The organism is Micromonospora sp. NPDC050187, assembly GCF_044459745.1.
Classification (GTDB): Bacteria; Actinomycetota; Actinomycetes; order Mycobacteriales; family Micromonosporaceae; genus Micromonospora.
This window is the reverse complement of the sequence record NZ_JBITJH010000008.1, coordinates 260,762-283,802: the sequence shown is the minus strand read 5'-3', so window position 1 is coordinate 283,802 and position 23,041 is coordinate 260,762. Positions and strand designations below refer to the sequence as shown.

Below are 23,041 nucleotides of genomic sequence, written 5' to 3'. Positions count from 1 at the left end.
ATCAGTTCTCCTCCGGGGAGTCGGTGTCGGGAGAGTCGGTGTCGGGGGTGTCGACGTCGGCGCTGGGCCGGCTACGGAAGAACTCGCGGCCCCAGACGGCCTGGACCTTGGCACGACCGGTCGGCTGGCGGAGGGTTCGCAGGTCGTCGGCGAGCAGGCCGTAGTCGAGGGAGATCTGGTGCTCACGCAGCATCGTGATCAGGCTGCGCAGGTGGTAGGTGCTCTCCTGGTAGGTGCTGCCGGTGCCGAGCGCGGCGAATCGGCGGCGCACCCCCTCCGGAGCACGCGACCGGTGGACGAGGTCAGCCAGGGCCTGGCCGAGCCCACGTCCGTCGGCGTGCATCCGCTCCCGGCGCGACTGCTGGTGCAGCGCGTAGAGGGTCACCGCGTCGTGCACGGCGTACTCGGCGTCGGTGGCCTCGGTGTCGTCGGCCGGTCGCCGGCCCAGCAGGTGATCCGGCACCTGGAGGTACCGCTCCAGGGTGTAGTCGAAGCCCGGGGCGCGGCCGATGCCACGCCGCAGCCGGGCCAACGCGCTGACGGCCTCGGGCTGCGGAACGGTTCTCAACGCCCGTGCCTGGAGGCTGCCGATCGTCCGGGCGACGTGCTCGCCCAGGTCACCACGACGCCGTCTCCACTGCTTTCGTGCCGGGCCGTCCGCCTGGACGGTGTCCACCACGGTCATGCTGCGTCCTCCTGCCTCTGGTGCGAAGATCCGGTTGCCATCGGCAGCGCCTTGGCCAGGCCGACGCGGAACCACGTCTCGGCCTGCGAGCTGGAGTAGTGCACCTCCCGGCCGTTCTGGTCGGTGAGCGTGCGGCCGGTCCAGGCGTTCGGGCCGGCGTCCTCGACCAGTGCGCCGCCGAGCCGCTCGATCGCCCGGCGGAGCAGACGCTGCCAGGCTCCGCGTTCGGCCGCCGGGTCGCTGTCCGGTCCGAGGCGGGCCAGCCAGTCGCGGAACGCGCGGTCCAGCAGGGCGTACGCGCGTTCGGCCGCCCGGTCGGCCTCCCCGCTGTCGGTGTCCCGGCTGCCTGCGGCGCGGGCCAGGTTGACGGCGAGCCGACGCAGCACCGTCACGGCGGCCTCCGCGTCGGCGGCGGCGTCGACGGCCGTGGTATGCAGGGCGGAGTCTTCGACCAGCAGCAGCACGTTCATGGTCAGCGCGTCGCTGAACACCTCGTCCACGACCGCCTGTTGGGTGCCGTAGGTGACGCTCGTGGCCCGGGTACGGGCCCGGAAGTCCGATCCGACGACACCAGTGACGGTCAGCCGGGCCAGCCACTGGACCACCATCGGCGGCAGCCGCTGCGGCGGTTCGGCGCTGGGCGGTGGCGGCGCCGGCAGCAGGGATTGCAGGCCACGCCAGAGAGCGCGGTTGGGATCGTGCGGACGGGGCAGGTAGATTGGGGTCCGCTTCTGCTCGCGCTCGCGTGGTCCGCTGCGGCCCCAGACGCTCATCGGTTCCAGCAGGTGTCGGTCCTGCCAGTCGATCCGGTCGCCATTCGAGATCATGGCGCCGGTGATGCGGCCGGCACCGCCGAAGAGCCGGATCCGCCGGGACTGCCAGGTGTAGAGACCGAGCAGGCCGTACGGCCCCCGGGTGGCGTTGCTCTCCTCGGCGGCGGTCTGCGGCTCACGTTCCCAGACGGGCAGGTCACGCTCGTCGGCCACCTGCCAGCCGGGCGCGACCGGCACCAGGTTGAGCAGCAACGTCTCCCGCAGGTTCGCGCCTTCCAGGTGGACGCCGCCCAACGAGCCGAGCGAGCTGGGCCCGATCGGGTAGCCCTTGCCGTTCCTGGCCTGCGGATCGCCGACCGCACCCGTCTTGATGCCGGACGGGTCGAACGCCTGGCAGTGCACCAGCCAGCGGGCGGCTTCGGCCGGCGTGATCGACTCCATGCCCGGTCCGGCCCGGGTGGTCAGGAAGGGCATGCCGTTCGGCACGTCGGCGATGAGGCGCTCCAGCCCGTACGTGCTGTCCTTGGCCGCCCGCAGGTCGGCGACCTGGTAGAACGGGTGCTTCGGGTGGAGCAGGTCGAACCGGTCGCGGAAGGTGTCGAGATAGTCGGCGATCTCGGCGATCGGCAGCTCGCGGTCCCGCCACAGCGCCCGCCAGGCTGCTTCGCCGGGTGGACCGTCGGTGGCGCGGTGCAGGATCGCCAGGGCGAGCCGGAGGATCCCGAAGGTCTGCGTGGGCAGCTCGCAGGCGATCATCCGCAGGTCTGCGGCCTGCTCGAAGAGGCCGAGCAGCGACATCTCGCGGCACTGACCGGCGGTGTCCAGCACCGGGATCCACGCCTCGTCCACCAGCGAGAACCCGGACGTTCGATCAAGGTTTGCCAAAGTCATCCCCACCGTCTGTATTCGTAGGCGCGCTGGTTCGCAGCGACGCTCCCCGTGTAGGCGGGGCTTCCTGTTCCGCTCGGACGACACAGAGACCGTCTCGAAGGTCGTAGTGCAGCTCGAAGGGGCCCACCTGCCCGTCACCGTCGCCGTCGATCTCCAGGACGAGTTCACCAGCGAGCCAGGGGCTGCCCTGCCAGGCGCTGAGGTCGAACCGACTCTCCAACTCGGCGATCACGTCGTCGATGGCATCGGCGGAGGTCATCGCGCGTGGCAGGGGCAGGGTGCACCGGGCCACGGAACGGGCCAGGCGCCATCCCGGCGTCGCGTCGAGTGGGACGACCTCTCCACCCCCGGGGACCCATGGGGGGACGACCAGGCCGGCGGAGGTGCGTACCAGTAACAGGACCTCCAGTGACTCGCCGTCGGCGTCGCGGACGTGACCTCGTGCCGTACGGTCGTCCGCGTCGCCGACGCCTCCGGAGAGCCAGCCGATCAGGGGCACCCCGGGCTCCCCGACGGCGGCCAGGCGGAACCCGTCGGCCTTGAGTTCCTTGGCGTCGAACGCGTCCCGCTGTCTCGCCTCCGCCTCGGTCATCGTGGGCTGCCAGGACACCGGGCCCACCGGCGCGTCGCCGTAGGCCGCCTGGGTGATCGGGGCGATGTCCGACGGCACCCGCAGCGGCATCCCGTCCAGGTACGGCAGGAGCACTGCGGCACTGCGGAGCAGGGTGGCCGGTTGGTAGACGCGGCGGGAACCGGCGACCGGCTGCGGCGGTTCGGTCGTCCAGTCGACGCCGGTGATCCAACACGTCGGCGTCGCGAGCCGGGCGGGACGGTCGTCGCGGAGATGCCGGTGCAGCCGGCCGATGCGTTGCAGCACGAGGTCGACCGGGGCGAGGTCGGTGACGAGCAGGTCGAAGTCGATGTCGAGGGACTGCTCGGCGACCTGGCTGGCCACCACCACGTGCCGGAACGGTCGGCTGCCGGTGCCGGGCGGGCCGAACGTGTCGCGCAGCCAGCGGTCCTTGTCGGCGCGGTCGAGGGCCATGAACCGGGAGTGCGCCACCGACACCGGGACGTCCGGCCCGAGGGCCGCGCGCAGTGCGGCTGCGGTCTCCTGGACTCGGGCCACGGTGTTGCGGACCACGAGCACGCAACCTCCGTCGGTCGACTGGTCGCGCAGCAGCCCGATCAACGCCGGCATGTCGTCGGCCAGCGGCCGGACCGCGACCTCGACACCCCGTCCGGAGTCGGCGCAGGTGCTGGCGGTGCCGCCCCGTCCGGCGGTGGAGACGGTGACCAGGGGGTAACGCAGGTCGGTGCGCAGCGGCGCGTACGGGTCAACCCGTGGTTTACCCCGGTCGCGCCAGGTGGGCTTGGGCAGCGGTCCGAGTCGGCCCGCGTCGTACGCTTCCATGAGCGCGGCTCGCCGGTGAGCCGGCAGGGTCGCCGAGAGGACGACGACCGGAACGCCGTACGCGCCGAGCCACTCCAGCGCCCGGTCGAGGAACCGACCCATGTACACGTCGTAGGCGTGCGCCTCGTCGATCACGACGATCTTCCCGGCCAGCCCGAGGTGACGCAGCACGAGGTGCTTGCCGCGCAGCGCCGCGAAGAGCAACTGGTCGACGGTTCCCACGACGAAGCTGGACAGGAGGGTCCGTTTGGGTCCGGCGAGCCAGATGTGCACGCCGATGTCGGTGCCGCCGGCGTCCTCGGCGATGCCGCTCGGCAGCAGTGTCCTCCGCAGCCGGTCGTACTCGGGGTTGAGGGCCGCCTTGCCGTGGGCCAGCCGCACGTCGCGGGCGCCCCGGCCGACCTGGGTGTCGGGCAGCCGGCTCAGCCAGGACAGCATCCGGCCGAACATGGCGTCGCTGGTGGCCCGGGTGGGCAACGCCAGGTAGCAGCCCGACGCGCCGGTGCGGCGGGCCAGGATCTCCACCGCGGCCAGCGCGGCCTCGGTCTTCCCCTCGCCCATCGCCGCCTCGACGATCATCATGCCGGGCACGGGCATGGTGTCGGCCAGTTCGGCGACGGTGCGCTGTACCGGGCGGGGCACCGCGCCGGCGGGCAGGGCGAACCGCGCCTCGAACAGCTCGTCCACGCCCGGTGGCGGTGCGGCGGGTTGCCACGGGACGGGCAGGTCCAACACGTCCCAACCGGACCGCAGTCGCTCCCCGTCCGTGCCGTCGAGGACGTAGGGGAAGAACTCCTCGTTGCTGGCGATCCAGTCGGCGACGATGACGAGGCCGGTGAGCGCGGCCTGCACCGGCTGCGACAGCGGCACGTCGCCCCAGGTGGTAAGGCGTTCGCCCGCGCCGGACCGCTCGGCCATCCAGTCCAGCAGCTCCTGTTGCACCTGCCGCCAGGCCTGGTCGCCGAGCAGGTGCGGACGCACCTGCACGTCCCGGAGGCCGGCGTCGGTCGGCGGAACACCGTGGTGTCCGCCGACGACGACCGCGTACGGGTGGGGGTCGGTCCAGTCCTGCTGCTGCAACCAGTCCGCCAGCACGAGTTGCCCGGCCGTGGCGTGGGGGGCGTACCTGCGGTCGGCGCGGATCAGGTCCCGGTGGAAGCCGAGCCCGTGGTCACGCATCCGTTCCGCCAGCGCGTACGCCTGGCAGGCGAAGGCCGGGGTGGCCTTGCCGATGTCGTGCACACCGGCGATCCAGACCGCGAGGGTACGGCCGTCCGGGTCACCGCCGGGAAGCTCGTCGGCGATCCGTCGGCGGACCGTCCGACCCAGCCAGTGGTCCCAGAGTTGCCCCGCCACGTCGGCGGTGTCCGCCAGGTGTCGCCACAACGGGAGCCAACCCACCGGTGAGGTGCCCCGACGGTCAGTCTTTCCCCAGACGGAGCGGGCCGCGTCGCCCAGCTTCGGACCGCCTCCGGCGGTGCGGGCACTCATCGAGCCGCCGGCAGGAGCGGGCTGGGCGTACCGATGTGGGACAGGTAGAGCACGTCACGGGCGCGGGTCAGGGCGACGAACAGGAGACAACGCTCCCGTTGCAGGTCCTGCCGGTGGGCGTGCGGGTCCTCGGTCGCCGAGGTGAGCGCGTTCGGGGCAGGCAGGACGCCCGCGTCCAACCCGACCACCGCGAGGCACTGGAACTCGAGCCCCTTCATGCGGTGCATGGTCGCCACGCGCACCCCGTCCACGCCTCGTTTGTCGTCGGCGACGGGAATGTGCGCGTCCGCCAGGATCCTGCTGACCGTTCTGACGAGTTGTCCGGTACGGGCGGCAACGCCGATGGCGTGCGGCTCCACCCCCTGGTCCAGCCAGGTCCCGACCCGTTCGATGAGTGCTTCGCACTCCTCGTCGCGGCTGGGGTGCGCGACGAGGTCCGGTGCTCCGCCGCGCGTGATCGAGCGGTAGCCACGCAAGGTGTCGTCCTGCCCGTCCAGGCCGACGGTCGCGTCGCCGCCGAGGACCCTTACCGACAGGTCCAGGATCTCGTGGGTGGTCCGGTAGTTGACGGTGAGCCGTCGGGTCCGGCCACGGACCTCGATGCCGAGCTGGGCCAGGGAAACGTGGCTGTCGTAGATGCGCTGGTACGGATCGGCGAGCAGGAACATGTCGTTCGGTCCGGGCGCGACGAGCGCACGCAGCAGCCGCCACTGTGCCGGATGCAGGTCCTGCCCCTCGTCCACGACGACGTGCCGGTATCGGGTCGACGAGCGACGGAGGATCACGGCTGCCTCGTCGGCGAGCTGGGTGTGGGTGCGCAGACGTCGCTTCGCCAGCTCCCGCACCACGCTGTCGATGGCGGCCCACACTCCGTCGCGCTGGGTCGTGCGCAGGCCCGCGCCCCGGCCCTTGCGGGGTGCGTCGCGGTACGCGTCGAGGGTGGTCAGTTGCCGTGCCAGGACCACCTGCTCCCACTCGTGCCGGAGGAAGGCGGGACTGACGCCGGTGACCTGGCCGGCGCGGTTCAGGAAGGTGGGCCCGGCCTTGGCGGCGGCTTCCCACAGGTGGTCGAGGAGTTCGCTGTCGGCGATCGTGACCTTTCCGCTGTGCCGGGTGACGACGTCGTGGGCCAGCTTGTCCACGCTGATGACGTCGATGCGGTCTCGCACCGCCGGATCGGAGGTGAGCCGGTACAACTGCTTGGCGAGGGCGTCGGCGAGCGCGCGGGTGAACGTGGTCAGCAGGAGCTTCTCGCCGTCGGGCAGCCGCTCGGCGAGGAACACCGCCCGGTGCAGGCCGGTCACGGTCTTCCCGGTGCCGGCGCTGCCGGTCACCAGTGCCGGACCGCTGTAGGTCTCGCGGTAGGCGACGTCGCGCTGCGTCGGGTGCAGGAAGGTACGCCACACGTCGAACGGGTGGGCGAGGATGGCGACGAGTTCCACCGGGCCGGACACGAAGGCGATCCGCTCGGGCGTACGGCGTGCCGCGGTCACCAGGTCGGCGGTGTCCACGCCCGACACGATCCGGTCGGCCAGCTCCGCCCAGACCTCCTCCACCGTCATCCCACTGGCCAGGTCGCGCAGGATCTCGAGCTGGGTCTCCGGCAGGCGCCCGGCGAGGCTCTCCAACTGCTGGTCGGTGGTGATGACGCGCAGCAGTGGCAGCAGGTCCTCGTCCACTCCGAGCCGGGCGAAGTCGGCGGCCGAGACGTCGTCGAACAGTCCGCCGTGCATGCTGGCTGATTCGGTGCGGGCGAACTCCTCGATGCCGGCCTGGTCGCGCATCTCGAGCACGCCGAGGGTCTGGTTGACGGTGAACCGACGGCTCACGGCGAAGGCGATGGCGTCGTCGTGCGGCAGGACGTCGAGCAGCGCGTACTTCTCCTCACCGAGCGAGAGCACGACGCCGCGGTAGAACTGGTCGATGCGGATGGTGCGGATGTGCGGATCCCGTGCTCCGCTCAGCTTCTCCAGGTGCAGACCCGCGTGGGTGTGCTCGGCGAACTTGCTGATGGCGGCGTCCACGGCACGCTGCACCCGGCGCTGCAGCCTGGCGTAGGCGGGAAGGAATCCCCGACCGATGGCCAACTCAGCCATACCATCCCCTGTCGGCGGCGCCTGGACGTCGCCAGAACGCGGAGGTCAAAGCTGTCGTGTGCCGGACACGGTCGATCGTGTCGAGCACGCAGCTGGGAGTTCGGCGCGAACGGAGCTGACCTGCCCGCACCGCTCCACATTAGAGCACTTGTGAACACTGCTTGCAAGTTAATCTTGGTGGACACGATTCACTGCATCCACCATGCCGAGCGGGCCGGACGTTCGGGGCTACGGGCGGTTCGGTCGATATGCTGACCACGTGGGACCTGGCATGAGCCTCAAGGACCGGTACACGCTGGGCCGGTTCCCGTTGGCCCACAAGGGAATGGGTGAGGTCTGGCCCGCGCGGGACACACAGCTCGACCGCGCCGTCATCGTCAAGTTCGTCAGCACCGCCAGGCTGAACGCGGACCTGATGCGTCGCCTGCGCCGGGAGGCGCTGCTGACCGCCCGGCTGGACCACCCCGGCGTGCCCGCCGTCTACGACTTCGACCAGCATGCCGGCCTGCCGTACGTCGTCCTCCAGAAGGTCCGGGGAATCACCCTCGCCGACCTGGTCGCGGAGCAAGGACCACTCCCGTTCCAGTGGGTTGCCGCCATCGGGGCGCAGATCAGCAGCGTCCTGCTCGCCGCAGGACAGATAGGCCTGGTACACCGGGATATCAAGCCGAGCAACGTCATGCTTGACCCGAGCGGCGCGGTTAAGGTGCTCGACTTCGGTCTGGCGGTCGTGCGGAACGACGACCGCTACTCACGCATCACCGAGACCGGGCAAGCTCTCGGTACGGTGGGCTACATGGCACCCGAGCAGATCCTCGGGGAGCCCAGCGACCACCGCACCGACCTGTACGGCCTGGGTGCCACGCTCTTCGACCTGCTCACCGGCCGACCGCCCTTCGACGGCGTCACCACCACGACCACGCTGCGGCACCAGCTGGACGATCCTCCACCGCGCCCCGCCCAGCTACGGCCGGGCATCCCGGACGACCTCGACGACCTGGTCCACGCGCTGTTGAGCGTCGACCCCCGGGGCCGGCCAGCCACCGCCGCCGACGTCTACCGGGTGTTGGCGCCACTCTCCCACGACCTGCCACCGATTCCCGGAGTGCTCACCGACGCCGCCGAGGCCGTGCGGGCCTACGCGGCGATCGTGGGACGAGTACCTCAGCAGACGCGTCCCACCGCGAGAACGCCCGCAGAGCCGAACGCCCTCGACATGGATCTGGCCGCTCGACGCGCGGAACAGCTACACGCCGCCGGTCAGTACCGGGCCGCCGCACGACAGTGGCGACACCTCGTCGATCAGCGGGTACGGCGGCACGGCGACGACGACCCCCTGGTGTTCGACTTCCGGCTCCGTATCGCCGGAGCTCATTCGGCGCTCGGTGAGCACAGCCGGGCGCTGCGACAGCTCCAGCAGTTGCTGGAGGACCGCGTCCGGGCGGACGGGCCCGAGCATCCGGCCGTGCTGCACCTGCGCCAGGAAGTCGCGAATCTCAGCGCCCGGCATCGGCCGTCTGGACGGACACCGAGCGCGGATCGCTGAACGCACGAGGCAGCAACACCGCCTTCTGCTCCGGGAAACGGCTGCCCCCGTAGCGGAAGATTCGCGCGCAGTTCTGCCCGCGCGTCTCGGTCGCCAGGGCACGTCGGGCCAGCGGTGAGTACATGGTGCGGTGTTTCCACCAGGCCGCCTCCTCGCCGTGCCGGTCGAAGCCGCGGCCGGTCCCCGCGTGCCCGAACACGTCGTGGACCGCCCGGAACATGTCGTTCTCACCATCGCTGAGGTAAGGGTGCGGATTGTCGCCGGCCGCGCTGGCCCAGACCTTCAGCCGACGTTGCCGCACGTCGGCGACCATCGACGCGACGTCCGCGTACGGGTCGGTCTCAACGATCCGCACCTCGACGCCGAGGCCACCGAACTCCACCCGACCGACCAGGAAGTGGTACTGCCGCACTGTCTCCCGGCAGAACGCGGCATAGGCGGGGTAGGCCCGCTCGTCCCGGACCGGTGCCGCCAGGTACGCGTCCGCGATGGCCGCACCGACGACCGGGTCAAGGCGCACTCGTGCGTACACCTGGGGCGTTGCGAAGCCCGTGGAGCCGGAACCGTAACGCACGGCGCCCCGGCAGACGTACGCCACCGGCGGAAAGCTCGGGGAGAGGGTGGCTGGCGGTCCAGGTACGAGCAAGGGTGTTCATGGTCCTCCTTCAGGTGGTGGGAGTGGATCGACTGGGTCAGCGGGCCCCGGCGGTCTCCCGCCTGTCGGGCGGCGGCGAACCCGTGCCGGGTCTGGGGGTCTGTTCACGCCGCAGCAGCTCGCCGAACACCCGGATCTCGGACACCCGGCGGTCCTGGTGGAACTTCCCGATCTTTCCGATGGTGGTGCTGCGTCCGCGACGCGGCATGAGCCCTCCTTCAGGCGTGGCTACCGGAACCACGAGGGAACATAGCGCCTGTGAACTGTATACACAAGAGCTTACGTCATGCTAGCGTTCACGCGTGACGAGAGAGCCGAGCATGGCCCCGAACCAGGCCACCCTGACCGCCAGTGGCATCGCCCGGCTGGCCAACGTCGGCAGGGCAGCGGTGAGCAACTGGCGCCGCCGGTACGCCGACTTCCCGGCACCCGTGGGCGGCACGCCGACGAGTCCGTCGTTCGACGCGCGGGAGGTCGAACACTGGCTGCGCCGTCATGGTCGGCTGCACCAGGCCAGCACCGAACAATGGGCCTGGCGGCACTTCGAGAGTCACCAGCCCGCAACGGAGATCAGCGACATCCTCGGCGTCGCCGGCGCGCTCCTGCTCGTCCGCGCCGACCGGACCACGACCCCCGACGCGGGCCTGCCCACGCCGAAGCAGCTCGTCCGCCACCTGCGCACCCTCGATCCCGGCCTGGCCGACCTGATCGGTGAGGTGCTTCCCGGGCAGTGGACCGCACCGCTCACCACGCTGCTGCGCACGGTCGACCAGCTCGGCTCGGAGCAGGGCCCGGAGGCCGCCTTCGAGCACCTGCACAACCAGTACGCTGCCTCCGCCCACTCGCTGTCCGGCCTCGCCGGCACACCGGACGTCGTCGCCGACGTGATGCTGACCCTCACCGGCACCGGAGCCCGAACCTTCGACTTCACCAGCGGCACCGGGTCGATCCTGCGGATGGCCGCCGACCGGGCCCTGCGGAGCGGCACACCCACCCGCTGCTACGCGCAGGAGATCAACCGGCAGTACGCGGTGATCACCCTGCTGCGGCTCTGGTTCGTGCACCTGCGGGCCCGGCAGGCCGGGCACGACACCGAGCCGCCCGTAGTGCAGATCGGCGACAGCCTGCTCGAAGACGCCCTACCGCACCTGCGGGCCGAGGTCGTCGTGGCGAACTTCCCGTTCGGCATCCACGACTGGGGTCACGACCGCCTGGCGTACGACCCCCGCTGGACCTACGGACTTCCCCCACGTACCGAACCCGAACTTGCCTGGGTGCAACACGCTCTTGCGCACCTCTCCCCCGGGGGTACCGCCGTCGTGCTCATGCCCCCGGCCGCCGCGGCACGCCCCGCAGGTCGCCGGGTTCGTGCAGAGCTGATCCGGCGTGGCGCCCTGCGGGCGGTCATCGCTCTCCCCGCCGGCCTGATGCCACCGGCCGGCATCGGGCTGCACGTCTGGGTCCTCGCCCAGCCCGATCCGCACCAGTCACCCGCAAGCACCCTGCTCGTGGTCGACGCCACCACCGAATCCGCCAGCCGACCCCTCGCCGAGATCATCGGAACCGCGTGGCGTGCCCACCAGTCCGGCGACCAAGCCGAGCTGCCCGGCGTCCACCGCGCCGTATCCGCCATCGAACTGCTCGACGACCAGGTCGACCTGACACCGCAACGCCACCTACCGCAGGCCAGCGAACTCGTCGCCACGCCCGCACAGATCATCTCCAGAATGAGCGACTTCGGCCGGCTCCTCGACCATGTGCGCCGGGTCCTGCCCGCAGTGCGCAGAATACCGACAGCGCCGCTGGGCGACGCTCCTCAGGCCGACATCGCGGACCTGATCCGATCCGGCAGCATCACCGTCCAACGTGCCGCCACCCGCAGCCGACCGACCGGCGTGACCTCCAGCGATGCCGTACTGACCGCCGCCGACGTCCTCTCTGGTGGCCCGGCCACCGGTTCGGCGAACCACAGCGCGAACGACGACCCGGGGCCACGAGTGGGCGCTGGCGACATTCTCGTTCCCGTCATCAGCCGCAAGATCAGCGCCCGAGTTGCCACCCCGGAACAGTTTGGAGCCAGACTCGGGCCCAGTGTTCAGCTGATCCGCGTCGACCCGGACCGCTTCGATCCGTGGTTCGTCGCCGGTGTCATCTCCCGACCGGACAACGCGCGAATCGCCGGCCGCACGTCCAGCAGCGCCAGCGGCGCACTGCGCATCGACATCCGGCGTCTTGCCATCCCCGTCGTACCGCTCGATCAGCAGCAAGCCTACGGACGGGCTTTCCGCCAGCTCGTCGAGTTTCGCACCGCACTGAACCATGCAGCAGCGACCGGCGCAGCCCTCGCCTGCGAGATCAGCGATGGCCTCACGACAGGCGCCCTCGGCCTTGCCCCGTCATCAGCCCCTCGGCCTCGGGAAAGTCTCGTCGACGGTGTTCCCGGCGATCCTGGTCTGTAGGTTTCAGGGGCCGGGAAGCGGTCGCTGAAGGCGATGGCGTTCGACACGGGTTTCCAGCCCACTGCCCTCGGGCTCCTCCTGCTCCGGGCTCTGGCTACAGGATGATCGGGTCTGGACTACTGCGGTAGACACTGCCGGCCAGGACCGGCCGCCCCACAAGCTTCGAGAGCGACGACCAGGCGGGCGCGTCGATGAGCCTGCCGGGCCCGGCCGCCCATCAGCAATCAGGTCACCGTCGCGCCCGGCGACCAGCCGAAACAGCGTACGGACCTGGGCGGACTGCAGCCCGGTAAACGGAAAGATCCGCTCGGGACGAGCCATCGAGACCACCTGCACCCTGTGATGCTCCACGGTGGACCCACCACCAAGTTACAATCTCAGCCTGGCTCGATTGTTCCCCAGCATCAGATGTGCCGTGTGCGACGCTGAGCCAGCCCGAACCTCGCTCTGGTGGAGCGCCTCGTCAACAAAAGTGAAGGAAACTGACCTAGTTGATCTTTGAGACACCAGGTCAGGAAGTCTGCTCCCCGCGCACGCGGGGGTGATCCCGGCGAGGCGCTGCTCGGCGCGGCGGTCGTCGCCCTGCTCCCCGCGCACGCGGGGGTGATCCCGACTCCGTCATGTCCGCTGTCAATACTCAGCCCTGCTCCCCGCGCACGCGGGGGTGATCCTACCGGATGCCGCCAGCCCTTCGGGTTATCCAACTGCTCCCCGCGCACGCGGGGGTGATCCCCGTGCGCAGCGCCGCCTCCAGGTCCTCCCGCGCTGCTCCCCGCGCACGCGGGGGTGATCCCAGGCCCTTGTCGCCGGTGCGGTCGAACTCCGCCTGCTCCCCGCGCACGCGGGGGTGATCCGCCGCCCCACAGCCGGTCGGAGGTGTACGCGCGCTGCTCCCCGCGCACGCGGGGGTGATCCTGAGAAACTGCCCCCGGTCGAGCCGGCACCGGTGCTGCTCCCCGCGCACGCGGGGGTGATCCTGGTTGCGGGCGTATCAGGTCAACACGGTGGCCCTGCTCCCCGCGCACGCGGGGGTGATCCGTTGTCGGCCGTCTCCCGGGCGAGTTGCTCGACCTGCTCCCCGCGCACGCGGGGGTGATCCCACGTGCGCGCCGATCCCGGCCGGCAACGGCACCTGCTCCCCGCGCACGCGGGGGTGATCCCCTGGACGCGCAGGGCATCGCGCACGACCGGGTCTGCTCCCCGCGCACGCGGGGGTGATTCCTTGACCCCGGAGTCCAGGACAGCCACGTCATGCTGCTCCCCGCGCACGCGGGGGTGATCCGTGCCCGTGCGCCGTGGTGGCCGTAACGCTGTTCTGCTCCCCGCGCAGGCGGGGGTGATCGCTGGGCATGGATGGGGTTGCTGTTTGCTGTTGGCCTGCTCCCCGCGCCGGCGGGAGGGGTGATCCCGGGTGTCGATTGAGGTCGGGCGTGACCATCTCCTGCTCCCCGCGCACGCGGGGGTGATCCCTGGTCGTCGTCGTTCTATCCGGACCCAAGCTGCTCCACGCGCACGCGGGGCGGCGTGGGCGTACTTGCGGGCGGTTCTGACGTTCATGTCGAGCCGCCGGGCGGTCGCGCTGATCGACAGTCCTTCGGCCCGTAGGGCGTGCACGGCCGCGTGACGTTGGCGGGTGTTCGCCGCCCGACGTCCCGCCCTGACCGGCTCGGCCGGAGGCGGCGCAGACAGGGCGGGAAGCGGATCGGTGTGCGCGCGTAGGCACCGGCGGTGCCCACGCACGACCTTTTCGACGGCGTCGGTGAGGTTCTTGAGTAGGTGCCACCGGTCGGCGACCTGGACCGCGTCGGGTGCGCCCTTGCGGGCGCCGTCGGCGTAACTGCCACCGCGATCCCGACAGATGACCCGGACGCCGGGATGCTCGCGCAGCCATTCGGCGAGGGTGTCGGCGGTGCGCCCGCACCGTCTGTGTCGCCGCCTCGATCCTGACCCCGACACCCCGGACCACCACCGCCTCCAACCGCAGGCCCACCAGATGCGGAAGCAACGCCGAGATGATCTCCATCCGGGCAACCAACCCGAACTACCGACGAGCACGACTCACAAAATGTGTGCCAGAGCCAGTTTTCAGGCGGAGCCGACACTCTTCCGACCGGAGGGCCAAGAGATGCTCGACGGAGGGACGCCGGCCGCGTGACGACGGTCAGGTAGCCACCATCGGTACGCCCCCGGGTCAGCAGTCCGGGGCACGCCAGAACTGGGTGGACTTGTTGCCGACGTGGACGTGGTCGTCATGGTCGGGATAACCCGGTCCGAGAATCTCCTTGAATCCGCAGGTACGAGCCATCCGCCACATCTCGCAGAGGCTCGGCCGGCTCGACGTGCCGAGGTCGGCGGCCTTTCCGTACGTGTGCAGGCTGGCAGCCGCGCCCAGAGTGCCGGGTCCGCCGGGGCGTCGCTCAACCAGTACGGCGGCGGCCCGCCGTCCTCCGACGTGACGAGTCGGCCGGGAGGCAGCGTTCCGGCGGGCAGCGCGTCGAGCAGCCGGGGCAGGTCCGGGATCACGACGGGGAGCGTAGGCGACCCGTACGACGGGGCGTGCGGGACAGACGCCGGGGCACCGTGCGGTGACCAGAACCGGTAGTTAGTCCTGGTCACCGCACGATTCAGCCCTGGTCACCCACCAGCGACTCAGCCCTCGAAGGCGGCGTTGATCGCGTGAGAGTCCTCGTGCATCCGGTAGGTCGTGATCTTGCCGTCCTTGACGACCATGTGCAGTGCGAAGTGGTTGTCGAAGACCTTCCTGGTGGAAAGAACCTCGAACGAGTTGTGCCCGACCACGACCGCGTTGTCCCCGTCGATGACCGTCGCCGTGACGTTGTACTCCTTGGCCGGCCCGAGGAACTTCCCGAACGATGCGAAGAACTCCTCCAGTTCAGCCGGAGAAGAACGACGCCCCGACCACGGGATGCGAGGGGCCCCCTCGACCACGAAGTCGAACTCGTCGGCGAAGAGGTCGATCAGGCCAGGTACGTCACCAGCGGCAAAGCGCGTGAAGAAGGTTTCGACGACGGCGGCCGTGCTGGTTGTTGTTGCGGTGCTCATGAGAATACTGCTCCTTTTTGTGTATGACGTGGCCGGATCGGCCATGGTGTGCGATTACCGGGACGCCTCAGGCGATGACCGAGAGGACGACCTTTCCTGTGGCGCTGTTCGTTTCGCCGCGCTTGTGCGCCTGAGCCGCTTCCGCCAGCGGAACGGTGGTGTCGATGAGCGCCCGCAACCGTCCGCGAGCAACGAGATCTGCGATCGCCTTCATTCCGGCGTGGTCCGGCTCGACGAGCATCCGGGTGGCGCGCACGCCGAGTTCCTCGGCAAGGTCGGCGGGGAAGTCGGGGGCCACAGGCAGAAGCGAGATGAGAATCCCGCCCTTCCGCAGGGTCCGGAGGGAACGCGGCGTGTAGTCCCCGCCGATGGTGTCGAGCACGACATCGACGTCACGGAGGACACCGAAATCCTCTGCCGTGTAGTCGATCAGTTCATCCGCGCCCAACCTCCGAAGGAGGTCGTGCTTGGCAGCACTCGCCGTACCGATGACCCTTGCGCCACGCGCCTTGGCGATCTGCACGGCCAGATGCCCGACTCCTCCCGCAGCAGCGTGGACGAGGACGCGCTGGCCCGGCTGGATGTCGGCGGTGTCGACGAGAGCCTGCCAGGCGGTCAACGCCGCCAAGGGCAACGCTGCGGCGGCCGTGTGGTCGAGGTTCGCCGGCTTGCGGACGAAGTGACGCGCGGGAGCGGTCACGAACTCCGCGTACGCGCCTGCCGGGTGCGGGAAGCGCGGCATGCCGAACACCTCGTCGCCCGGCGAGAAGAGGGTCACCCCGGGCCCGACCGCTTCGACGACCCCCGAGACGTCGAAGCCCAGCACGAACGGCGGGACGACGCCGGTGGCGAACTGCCCCCGAGCCCGGGTCTTCCAGTCGGTGGGGTTGACCCCGGCAGCATGAACCCGGACGAGGACCTCGCCGACGGTCGGGACCGGGCGGTCCACCTCGATGATTTTCAGGACATCGGGCGGCCCGCCCACGTCCTGGCTGACGGCGAGCATCCGTACCGGCACTCGCGCTGAACTGGTTGTCACTGCGCTCCTCACCTGTCGCATCGGCCGCCTGCCAGCCGCGCAGGTCCAACATCCCCTCATGAGCGGCGCCCGACCAGTGGCCAGATCGACAATATGCGCAAGGATCCGGCCATCGTCGGCGAGCCGTAGCCACCGCGCGAAGTTTTCGTCCGAGCGTCCGGGTCAGCACGAAGCCCCCGACTCCGAGAGAGGAGGCGGGGGCTGTCGGCGTGGCAACAACACCTGTCCGAGTCGGCTCCACAGCGGCCTGTGCGTCACGCCGCCTTTTGGGGACCCTGTTCGGCATCCATGGCAGGAGCGTCACTCTGTCACCGACTCTAGAGCCGGGTGCCGCCGGTGGCGTCAATGGTCTGCCCGGTGATCCACCGCCCTCCGTCGCCGGCCAGGTAGCGGACGACGTCGGCGATGTCCTCGGAGGTACCCAACCGATCGAAGGCGGAGAGCGATTCGGCGTGTTCACGCGCGCCTGGTGCGTCGATCCAGTCGGCGTTGATGTCGGTGTCCACCACGCCGGGCGCGACAGAGTTGGCGGTGATCCCTCGCTTGGCCAGTTCTGGCGCGACTGCCCTGATGACGCCTTCGAGTCCGGCTTTCGATGCCGTGTAGGCGACGTGGGTGGGTGCTGCGATGCGTGTGTAGCCGGTCGAGATGGCGACGATACGGCCGTTGTCGTTGAGGTGATCGGCGAGGCGGTGGAGGAGGAACGTCGGCGCGGTGAGGTTCACGGCCAGGACGCGGTCGTAGGTGGCGGTGTCCAGCTGAGCCAGAGATTGAGCCCCGTTGATGCCCGCGTTGCTCACGAGCACGTCGGTGCCCGTGTACCCATGGAGCGCGACGGCTTCCTTCCACTCCATGGCGATCTGCGCGGCAGCCACCGCGCCCCCGGCCAGGTCGGCGTGGATGAGCACGGGAGTTGCACCCTGTGCGCGGATCTGGGCGGCGGTGTCCTCTGCGGCGGCGCGGTCGTGGCCGTAGTGGATGCCGACCAGCCTGATCCCGTCGCAGGCGAGCCCGCGTGCGATGGCGGCGCCGATGCCACGGGACGCGCCGGTGACGAGAGCGGTGAAGCGGGACAAAGTTCCTCCGTAGTGATCGCTACGAAATTATGTTTGGGATATCGTAGCAGTCGCTATGGAAATGAAGACGCGGCCGCGGGGTCGCCCCCGCTCGTTCGATCCGGACACCGCGCTGGAGGCGGCTCTCCTGCTGTTCTGGGAGCACGGCTACGAGGGGACGAGTCTTGCCCGGCTGCAGGAGGTGACGGGGCTGACCGCTCCCGCCTGGTATCGGGCGTTCGGGTCGAAGGAGCGCCTCTTCGAGCTGGCTGTGCAGCGGTATCAGGAGCGGTACGGGTTCGGGATTCGGGACGACCTTCCTCTCGTGGCGGCGGTCAGCGACTACCTCGACCGAGCCGCACGAGAGTTCACCACGCTGCCCGGTCGCGGGTGCCTGGTGTCTACGGGGATGCTGGCGACGAGCCCGGATGCCCGCTTTGCGGCTGGCGTTGTGCGGGCTGAGCGTGAACGCGCTGTCGAAATGCTCCGCGAGCGCTTCACCCATGCCGTGACGGATGGCGAACTCCCCGAGGGAGTCGACGCCAACGCACTCGCTCGGACGCTGGCCGCCTTGATCCAAGGGATGTCCGTACAGGCCCGGGACGGTGCTGGGTACGAGCAGCTCCGCCTTGTCGCTCAGACCGCCGAGCGACTCATCCCGAACAGAGCGGATCGAGGGTCAACGGCGGACAACGACAAGGGCCAGTGACACGACCCCGTACCCGCCGCCGGTGACGCCGACGGTGCTGGGCGTGGACGACTTCGCCCGACGCCGGGGGCACCGCTACGCCACCGTGCTGATCGACATGCACAGCCGCCGGCCGATCGACGTCCTGCCCGACCGCACCGCCGACACCCTCGCCGAATGGCTGCGCGAGCATCCCGGCGTCCGGGTCATCTGTCGGGATCGCGGTGGCAGTTACGCCGACGGCGCCCGCAAGGGTGCACCGACAAGCCGTTTCCCCTTCCGGTACGGATATCCGCGTGACCGACACCGTAGGGTCGCTTGACGAACTCCTTCGGCACGTCGAAATCGCCGACATCGTGCTGTACGAGGTCGCTGGCAGACGTCGGGACGGCTTCGACCCAACCGACGGACCACCGACCGACTCCGGCGAGACGAACATGCGCCTGTTGCAGGACAGCAACACGGAGCGGATCCGCATCCGCTGCCAACTGGCGGTGCACAGCCGGGACGGCATCCACTCGGTGGACGCGGCTGTCTCAAGCCTCCGATCCTGCAACTCTTCCGACCGGAGGGCCAAGAAATCCTCGACGGAGGGACGCCGGCCGCGTGACGACGGTCAGGTAGCCACCATCGGTACGCCCCCGGGTCAGCAGTCCGGGGCACGCCAGAACTGGGTGGACTTGTTGCCGACGTGGACGTGGTCGTCATGGTCGGGATAACCCGGTCCGAGAATCTCCTTGAATCCGCAGGTACGAGCCATCCGCCACATCTCGCAGAGGCTCGGCCGGCTCGACGTGCCGAGGTCGGCGGCCTTTCCGTACGTGTGCAGGCTGCCGCGCGCTCCCCCGACGCTGCTGTTGCAGGAGATGCTGCGGAATCCGGAGGAGATGACGATCGGGCGGTCGCCGAGCTTGTGCCGCAATGCCTCCAGTTGCCACATCACCCGCAACAGGTTCTCCCGCACGGCGGCGGAGCCGACCGCGCCCCCGGTGAAGCCCGACTGACCGCAGCCGCCGTCGAATTCCGAGTACGCGAAGTGGCGCGGCGTGCAGTCGTCGTCCTGGATGGAGTAGATCAGGTTGAAGGTCGTCGGCCCGGCGGTCTCCGACGTGTCCTGTAGGCGGTAACCAGCCTTGAAGCGTTTGACCGCAGCCGCCGTGGCCGGACCGAAGATGCCGTCGATCGCGAGGGTCTCGCCGCTGGCCACCCAGCCGGCGATCCGGATCTGGAGCTGTTTCACGTCGTTTCCGGTGGCACCCCGGCTGAGGGTGCGGGTCCAGGTGAAGCATTTCGTGGTCATGCCAACTCCCGTGGTCATGCGACAGGTCTCTCACCGCCGGCCCGCGAATCCACGAAATCCGTCACACGCGAATGCTTCTCACCCCCGGATGTCAAGAGCGGGAATGGGAGCGCCCCAACTGTTCGGGTTTCCGTGCCGGCGCGGTTCCACGGTGGCGCGGTCGCACGGGAACGACCAATGCCGGCCGAACAATCGGCAGGTGGTGACATTTTGACGAAGTGGTGACGAACGATGTGTCATCATCGGGCCCGACCCGGCAGCCCGGACACGGTCAGTCCCACCAGAACGCCCAGCAGTTCATGTCGAGGATCTGGTCGGCGTAGGCGGCCAGCGTCCCACTGCCCTGCCACACGTTGTCCGGGCAGAAGGCGAAGTGCTCGGCGGCGACCCGCAGGGCATGCTCGGGCGACGTCGGCGGGGCGGCAACGCTCAGGTGGAGAGTGTCGAATCCGAGGCCGATCACCCTCGCGCCGAAGCGCTCCTCCCAACTCCGCACGACCGCCGCGATCTCCCCCGAGTCACAGTTGAAGTTCGCCGGGCCGGTCCAGCCGGTCACGGCCAGGGTGTCCGCGCTCCGGACGGCCGGCACCAGACCCAGCCGTGTCTGCCCGTCCGCCAGGAAGGCCACGTACTCGTCGGCGAAGTCACCGGGCGACCCTTCCGGCTGGCCGGGGTCGGCCGGGCCGGGCCACCGCACACCGAGCGGCGCCACCACCTCGGCGAAGTCCGCGTCCTTCTCGTCCTCGCCCCACCACTGGGCGAGCAGCTCCGTCGGGTCGTGACGGTCCGGCGACGACATCCCCGCCGGGGACACCTCGCCGACCGCCCAGGGTCGCTCCTCCTCGCTGCGCAGACCACTCAGCAACAGCGGCCACAGCCCGGTCACCTGGTGGTTGCGCCGGAGCTGCGTCCAACGGTAGGGCTCGGCCGGGTCGTCGCTCAGCCAGTACGGCGGCGGGCCGCCGTCCTCCGGCGTCACGAGGCGGCCGGGCGGCACCGCCCCCGCCGGCAGGGCGTCGAGCAGTCGGGGCAGGTCCGTGATCATGACGGGGAGCGTAGGCGACCCGTACGACGGGTCGGGCGGCGTCGAGTCAGCCCCGATTTGTGCGCAGGTAGGTGAGGACCGCCAGCACCCGGCGGTTGGTGTCGTCGCTGGGCGGCAGGTCCAGCTTGGCCAGGATGTTGCCGACGTGCTTGCCGACCGCCGCCTCGGTGACGTGCAGCCGCGCCGCGATCGCCACGTTGGAGTGCCCCTCGGCGAGCGACGCGAGGACCTCCCGTTCCCGGGCGGTCAGGGCGACGAGCGGGTCACGGGGGCGGTGCAGCAGGTGGCGTACCACGTCGGGATCGATGGCCGTGCCACCGCCGACCACCCGGCGCAGCGTCGCGGCGAACTCGGCCACGTCGGCGACCCGGTCCTTCAGCAGGTACCCGACGCGCCGGCCGTCGCCGCTGTCGAGCAGCGCGGAGGCGTACTCGGTCTGCACGTACTGGCTCAGCACCACGACCGCGAGCCGGGGCCGTCGCTCGCGCAGGGCGACCGCCGCGCGCAGCCCGTCGTCGCGGTGGTACGGCGGCATGCGGATGTCGGTGACGAGCAGCTCCGGCTCGTACGCATCGACGGCGTCCCGCAGCGCCGGGGCCGAGCCGACGGCGGCGACCACCTCGAAGTCGAACCGGGTCAGCAGGGCGACTAGGCCCTCCCGGAGGAGGACCTCGTCCTCGGCGAGCACGACGCGGGTCACGGGCGGCACGGCAGTTCCACGCGGACGAGGGTAGGTCCGCCGGTCGGGCTGGCCAGCAGCAACCGCCCGTCCACCGCGGCGACCCGGTCGGCGAGGCCGGTGAGCCCGCTGCCCCGGGCCGGGTCGGCGCCGCCCCGGCCGTCGTCCTCGACCTCCACCACGAGGTGCTGGTCGGTCTGGGAGAGTCGCACCTCGGCCCGGGTCGCCCCGGCGTGCCGGGCGACGTTGTTCAGCGACTCGGACAACACGAAGTAGGCGGTGGTCTCCACCAGTTCCGGCACCGGGCGGATCAGGTCGGCCCGGACCACGACCGGGATGGCGGCCTCGCCGGCCAGTTCCCGGGCGGCACCGGCCAGGCCGAGTTCGGCGAGGTTCTGCGGGCGGATGCCCTGCACGATCTGCCGCAGGGTGACCATCAGGTCCTTGGCCTGCTCGTGCGCGACAGCCAACGGACCGGCGGCGGGAGAGTCGGCGGGCACGTCGAGTCGGGCCAGTCCGAGTTGCACGGTGAGGCTCGTCAACCGGGGCTGGGCGCCGTCGTGCACGTCACGCTCGATGCGGCGGCGTTCCGCCTCGTACGCGCCGACCAGGCGGGCCCGCGAGCGGGTGACCTCCCGCAGCGCCGCCGGGTCGGCGGGCGGCCCACCGAGCAGCCACCGGGCCACGACGGCCTGACCCGCGACGAGCAGCCCGAAGAGATACCACAGCACGGGTACGAGGAGGAGCGCCCCGATCGCGTAGGGCACCGCCTGGCGGGGCGTGTCCACCGTCGTCCAGAGCACGATGACCTCGTCGGCGTCGCCGACCAGCCAGGGGCTGGCGACCAGGGTGAGGTCGACCAGCACCAGCAACGCGAACATCCAGTAGGCGACCGGCACCACCGCGCCCAGCCAGAACGCGTACGCCGCCTCCCGCCACGCCGCCGCGCTGGTGTAACGCGCCGCCAGGCTCCGCAGGATCTGGTCGGGCAGCGGCAGCCGCCGGCCGGGGAACGGACGCTGGTCGACGACGCCGAGCCGCCACCGCTCGACTGCGGCCACCGGGGCGCTGACGACCGGCGCAAGGGCCAGCATGACCAGCCCGGCCACGGTGAGGAATACGACGATCGGCAGTTCGATCGGCCGGCCCTGCCGCGCCGCGTTGACCACCGCCACCGAGGGCGCCACGACGACGAGCAGCCCGAAGGCGAGCACGCCCGCGATCGGCACGGTGGTGACGGCGTACGCCAGCGCCCGCCAGGGCCACCACGAGATCAGGTAGCCGCGTCGTCGCAACGCCGCCGGCAGGTGGAGGGCTTCGTTCGAGGGCATGACGTCACGCTAGGCACGGAGATCCGGCCGACCCAGCCGTCTGGCCCCACTCCTGTGGTATGCCCAGCCCTACCTGACGAGCGCCGAGCCGCCACCTCCGGGAGGCGGCGGCTCGGACCGGGCGCGGGGCGGGTGGCCGGCTACTTCATGGTGGCGAGCTGGATCAGGTTGCCGCAGGTGTCGTCGAGAACGGCGGTGACGACCGGCCCCAGGTCGGTCGCCTCCTGGGTGAACTCGACGCCCAGCCCCTTCAGCCGCTCGACCTCGGCGTACACGTCGTCCACGGCGAACTGGGTGTACGGGATACCGTCGGCGACCAGGGCGTTCTTGAACGGACCCGCCGCCGGGTGGCCGTCCGGCTCCAGCAGCAGTTCGACCCCGTCCGGGTCGGCCGGGGACACCACGGTGAGCCAGCGGGCCTCGCCGGCGGGCACGTCGGTCTTCTTGATGAACCCGAGCTTCTCGGTGTAGAAGGCGAGCGCCTTCGCCTGGTCGTCGACGAGCACGCTGGTCACGTTGATACGGATCACGATTTCGGTTCCTCTCGGTCGATGGGCCACCGCTCGACGATCACGCGTAGCGGGCTCGTGTCGATGTGGTGGAACTTGAACCGGCCCTGCCGCCGGGTGTGCACCAGGCCGGCCTGTTCGAGCACCGCGAGGTGCTGGGAGATGGCCTGGCGCGAGGAGGCCAGGCCGTGCTTCATGGTCAGCCGACCACAGATCTCGAACAGCGTCTGACCGTCCTTGTCGGTCAGTTCGTCCAGGATGATGCGTCGCGTCGCATCACCGATGGCCTTGAACACATCGCCGTCTGCGTCCACGCCATAGT

At 70.3% G+C, this 23,041-nt stretch carries 19 protein-coding genes, 2 pseudogenes and 1 CRISPR repeat array; of the genes and pseudogenes, 4 read left to right on the top strand and 17 right to left on the bottom strand.

All coding sequences use genetic code 11. From position 1 onward, the window contains the following. Window position 1: 1 nt before the first annotated feature. From casB to ACIBJE_RS15855, 4 genes are read right to left on the bottom strand one after another with little or no spacing between them, the layout of a single operon-like run. Window positions 2-685 (bottom strand): type I-E CRISPR-associated protein Cse2/CasB, encoded by a 684-nt coding sequence (casB, locus tag ACIBJE_RS15870; protein WP_396748634.1) that lies wholly within the window; start codon window positions 683-685, stop codon window positions 2-4. Further along, the gene (gene casA / locus ACIBJE_RS15865) at window positions 682-2,307 is read right to left on the bottom strand and encodes a type I-E CRISPR-associated protein Cse1/CasA (RefSeq protein WP_396748632.1); all 1,626 of its coding nucleotides are present in this window, start codon (window positions 2,305-2,307) and stop codon (window positions 682-684) included. Before casA ends, casB begins: the two co-directional genes overlap by 4 nt. A 22-nt stretch (window positions 2,308-2,329) precedes the next feature. Continuing rightward, entirely contained in the window at window positions 2,330-5,254 is a 2,925-nt protein-coding gene (locus ACIBJE_RS15860) for a CRISPR-associated endonuclease Cas3'' (RefSeq protein ID WP_396748630.1), read from the bottom strand. Then, complete coding sequence (locus ACIBJE_RS15855; protein ID WP_396748628.1) at window positions 5,251-7,350, bottom strand: UvrD-helicase domain-containing protein; 2,100 nt, start codon at window positions 7,348-7,350, stop codon at window positions 5,251-5,253. The genes ACIBJE_RS15860 and ACIBJE_RS15855 overlap by 4 nt, the downstream gene beginning before the upstream one ends. Before the next feature lie 271 nt (window positions 7,351-7,621). On the opposite strand from ACIBJE_RS15855, the gene ACIBJE_RS15850 reads away from it, so the two are divergent. After that, a complete protein-coding gene (locus tag ACIBJE_RS15850) occupies window positions 7,622-8,896 on the top strand; it encodes a protein kinase (protein WP_396748626.1) in 1,275 nt (424 codons plus the stop codon). Here ACIBJE_RS15850 and ACIBJE_RS15845 read toward each other — a convergent pair. Further along, window positions 8,847-9,416 (bottom strand): hypothetical protein, encoded by a 570-nt coding sequence (locus tag ACIBJE_RS15845; RefSeq protein ID WP_396748624.1) that lies wholly within the window; start codon window positions 9,414-9,416, stop codon window positions 8,847-8,849. The genes ACIBJE_RS15850 and ACIBJE_RS15845 overlap by 50 nt on opposite strands. 172 nt (window positions 9,417-9,588) lie before the next feature. Then, window positions 9,589-9,759: a hypothetical protein gene (locus ACIBJE_RS15840; protein WP_396748622.1), complete on the bottom strand. Its 171-nt coding sequence runs from the start codon at window positions 9,757-9,759 to the stop codon at window positions 9,589-9,591. Between the two features lie 94 nt (window positions 9,760-9,853). On the opposite strand from ACIBJE_RS15840, the gene ACIBJE_RS15835 reads away from it, so the two are divergent. Next, entirely contained in the window at window positions 9,854-12,010 is a 2,157-nt protein-coding gene (locus ACIBJE_RS15835) for a class I SAM-dependent DNA methyltransferase (RefSeq protein WP_396748620.1), read from the top strand. A gap of 520 nt (window positions 12,011-12,530) precedes the next feature. Then, window positions 12,531-13,537: direct repeats of the CRISPR family, unit length 28 nt; unit sequence CTGCTCCCCGCGCACGCGGGGGTGATCC. Window positions 13,538-13,732: 195 nt separating this feature from the next. Here ACIBJE_RS15835 and ACIBJE_RS15830 read toward each other — a convergent pair. The 5 genes and pseudogenes from ACIBJE_RS15830 to ACIBJE_RS15810 form a co-directional block, all read right to left on the bottom strand. Next, window positions 13,733-13,966 (bottom strand): annotated as a pseudogene (locus ACIBJE_RS15830) (transposase); the annotation flags it as partial. Between the two features lie 235 nt (window positions 13,967-14,201). Continuing rightward, entirely contained in the window at window positions 14,202-14,402 is a 201-nt protein-coding gene (locus ACIBJE_RS15825; RefSeq protein ID WP_396748703.1) for a D-Ala-D-Ala carboxypeptidase family metallohydrolase, read from the bottom strand. A gap of 257 nt (window positions 14,403-14,659) precedes the next feature. After that, on the bottom strand, window positions 14,660-15,073 hold the full coding sequence (locus ACIBJE_RS15820) for a nuclear transport factor 2 family protein (protein ID WP_396748618.1): 414 nt from the start codon (window positions 15,071-15,073) through the stop codon (window positions 14,660-14,662). A 67-nt stretch (window positions 15,074-15,140) separates the two neighbouring features. Beyond that, window positions 15,141-16,079 (bottom strand): NADP-dependent oxidoreductase, encoded by a 939-nt coding sequence (locus ACIBJE_RS15815; RefSeq protein ID WP_396748616.1) that lies wholly within the window; start codon window positions 16,077-16,079, stop codon window positions 15,141-15,143. Between the two features lie 350 nt (window positions 16,080-16,429). Continuing rightward, window positions 16,430-17,188 carry an SDR family NAD(P)-dependent oxidoreductase gene (locus ACIBJE_RS15810; RefSeq protein WP_396748614.1) on the bottom strand — a complete coding sequence of 253 codons (759 nt, stop codon included), beginning with the start codon at window positions 17,186-17,188 and terminating at the stop codon, window positions 16,430-16,432. Window positions 17,189-17,243: 55 nt separating this feature from the next. Between ACIBJE_RS15810 and ACIBJE_RS15805 the strand changes: the two genes are divergently transcribed. Further along, window positions 17,244-17,876, top strand: a complete 633-nt coding sequence (locus ACIBJE_RS15805) for a TetR/AcrR family transcriptional regulator (protein ID WP_396748612.1) — start codon at window positions 17,244-17,246, stop codon at window positions 17,874-17,876. Next, a pseudogene (locus ACIBJE_RS15800) lies at window positions 17,866-18,117 on the top strand (transposase); the annotation flags it as partial. The gene ACIBJE_RS15805 and the pseudogene ACIBJE_RS15800, both read left to right, overlap by 11 nt. A gap of 384 nt (window positions 18,118-18,501) precedes the next feature. Here ACIBJE_RS15800 and ACIBJE_RS15795 read toward each other — a convergent pair. From ACIBJE_RS15795 to ACIBJE_RS15770, 6 genes are all read right to left on the bottom strand, one after another. After that, window positions 18,502-19,155 carry a D-Ala-D-Ala carboxypeptidase family metallohydrolase gene (locus ACIBJE_RS15795; protein WP_396748610.1) on the bottom strand — a complete coding sequence of 218 codons (654 nt, stop codon included), beginning with the start codon at window positions 19,153-19,155 and terminating at the stop codon, window positions 18,502-18,504. Window positions 19,156-19,426: 271 nt separating this feature from the next. Beyond that, the gene (locus ACIBJE_RS15790; protein ID WP_396748608.1) at window positions 19,427-20,200 is read right to left on the bottom strand and encodes a DUF4253 domain-containing protein; all 774 of its coding nucleotides are present in this window, start codon (window positions 20,198-20,200) and stop codon (window positions 19,427-19,429) included. 46 nt (window positions 20,201-20,246) lie between these two features. Next, window positions 20,247-20,909 carry a response regulator gene (locus tag ACIBJE_RS15785; RefSeq protein WP_396748606.1) on the bottom strand — a complete coding sequence of 221 codons (663 nt, stop codon included), beginning with the start codon at window positions 20,907-20,909 and terminating at the stop codon, window positions 20,247-20,249. After that, entirely contained in the window at window positions 20,897-22,210 is a 1,314-nt protein-coding gene (locus ACIBJE_RS15780; RefSeq protein WP_396748604.1) for a sensor domain-containing protein, read from the bottom strand. The genes ACIBJE_RS15785 and ACIBJE_RS15780 overlap by 13 nt, the downstream gene beginning before the upstream one ends. Window positions 22,211-22,350: 140 nt before the next feature. Further along, complete coding sequence (locus ACIBJE_RS15775) at window positions 22,351-22,737, bottom strand: VOC family protein (protein ID WP_396748700.1); 387 nt, start codon at window positions 22,735-22,737, stop codon at window positions 22,351-22,353. After that, window positions 22,737-23,033 carry an ArsR/SmtB family transcription factor gene (locus ACIBJE_RS15770; protein ID WP_396748602.1) on the bottom strand — a complete coding sequence of 99 codons (297 nt, stop codon included), beginning with the start codon at window positions 23,031-23,033 and terminating at the stop codon, window positions 22,737-22,739. Before ACIBJE_RS15770 ends, ACIBJE_RS15775 begins: the two co-directional genes overlap by 1 nt. Window positions 23,034-23,041: the final 8 nt, after the last annotated feature.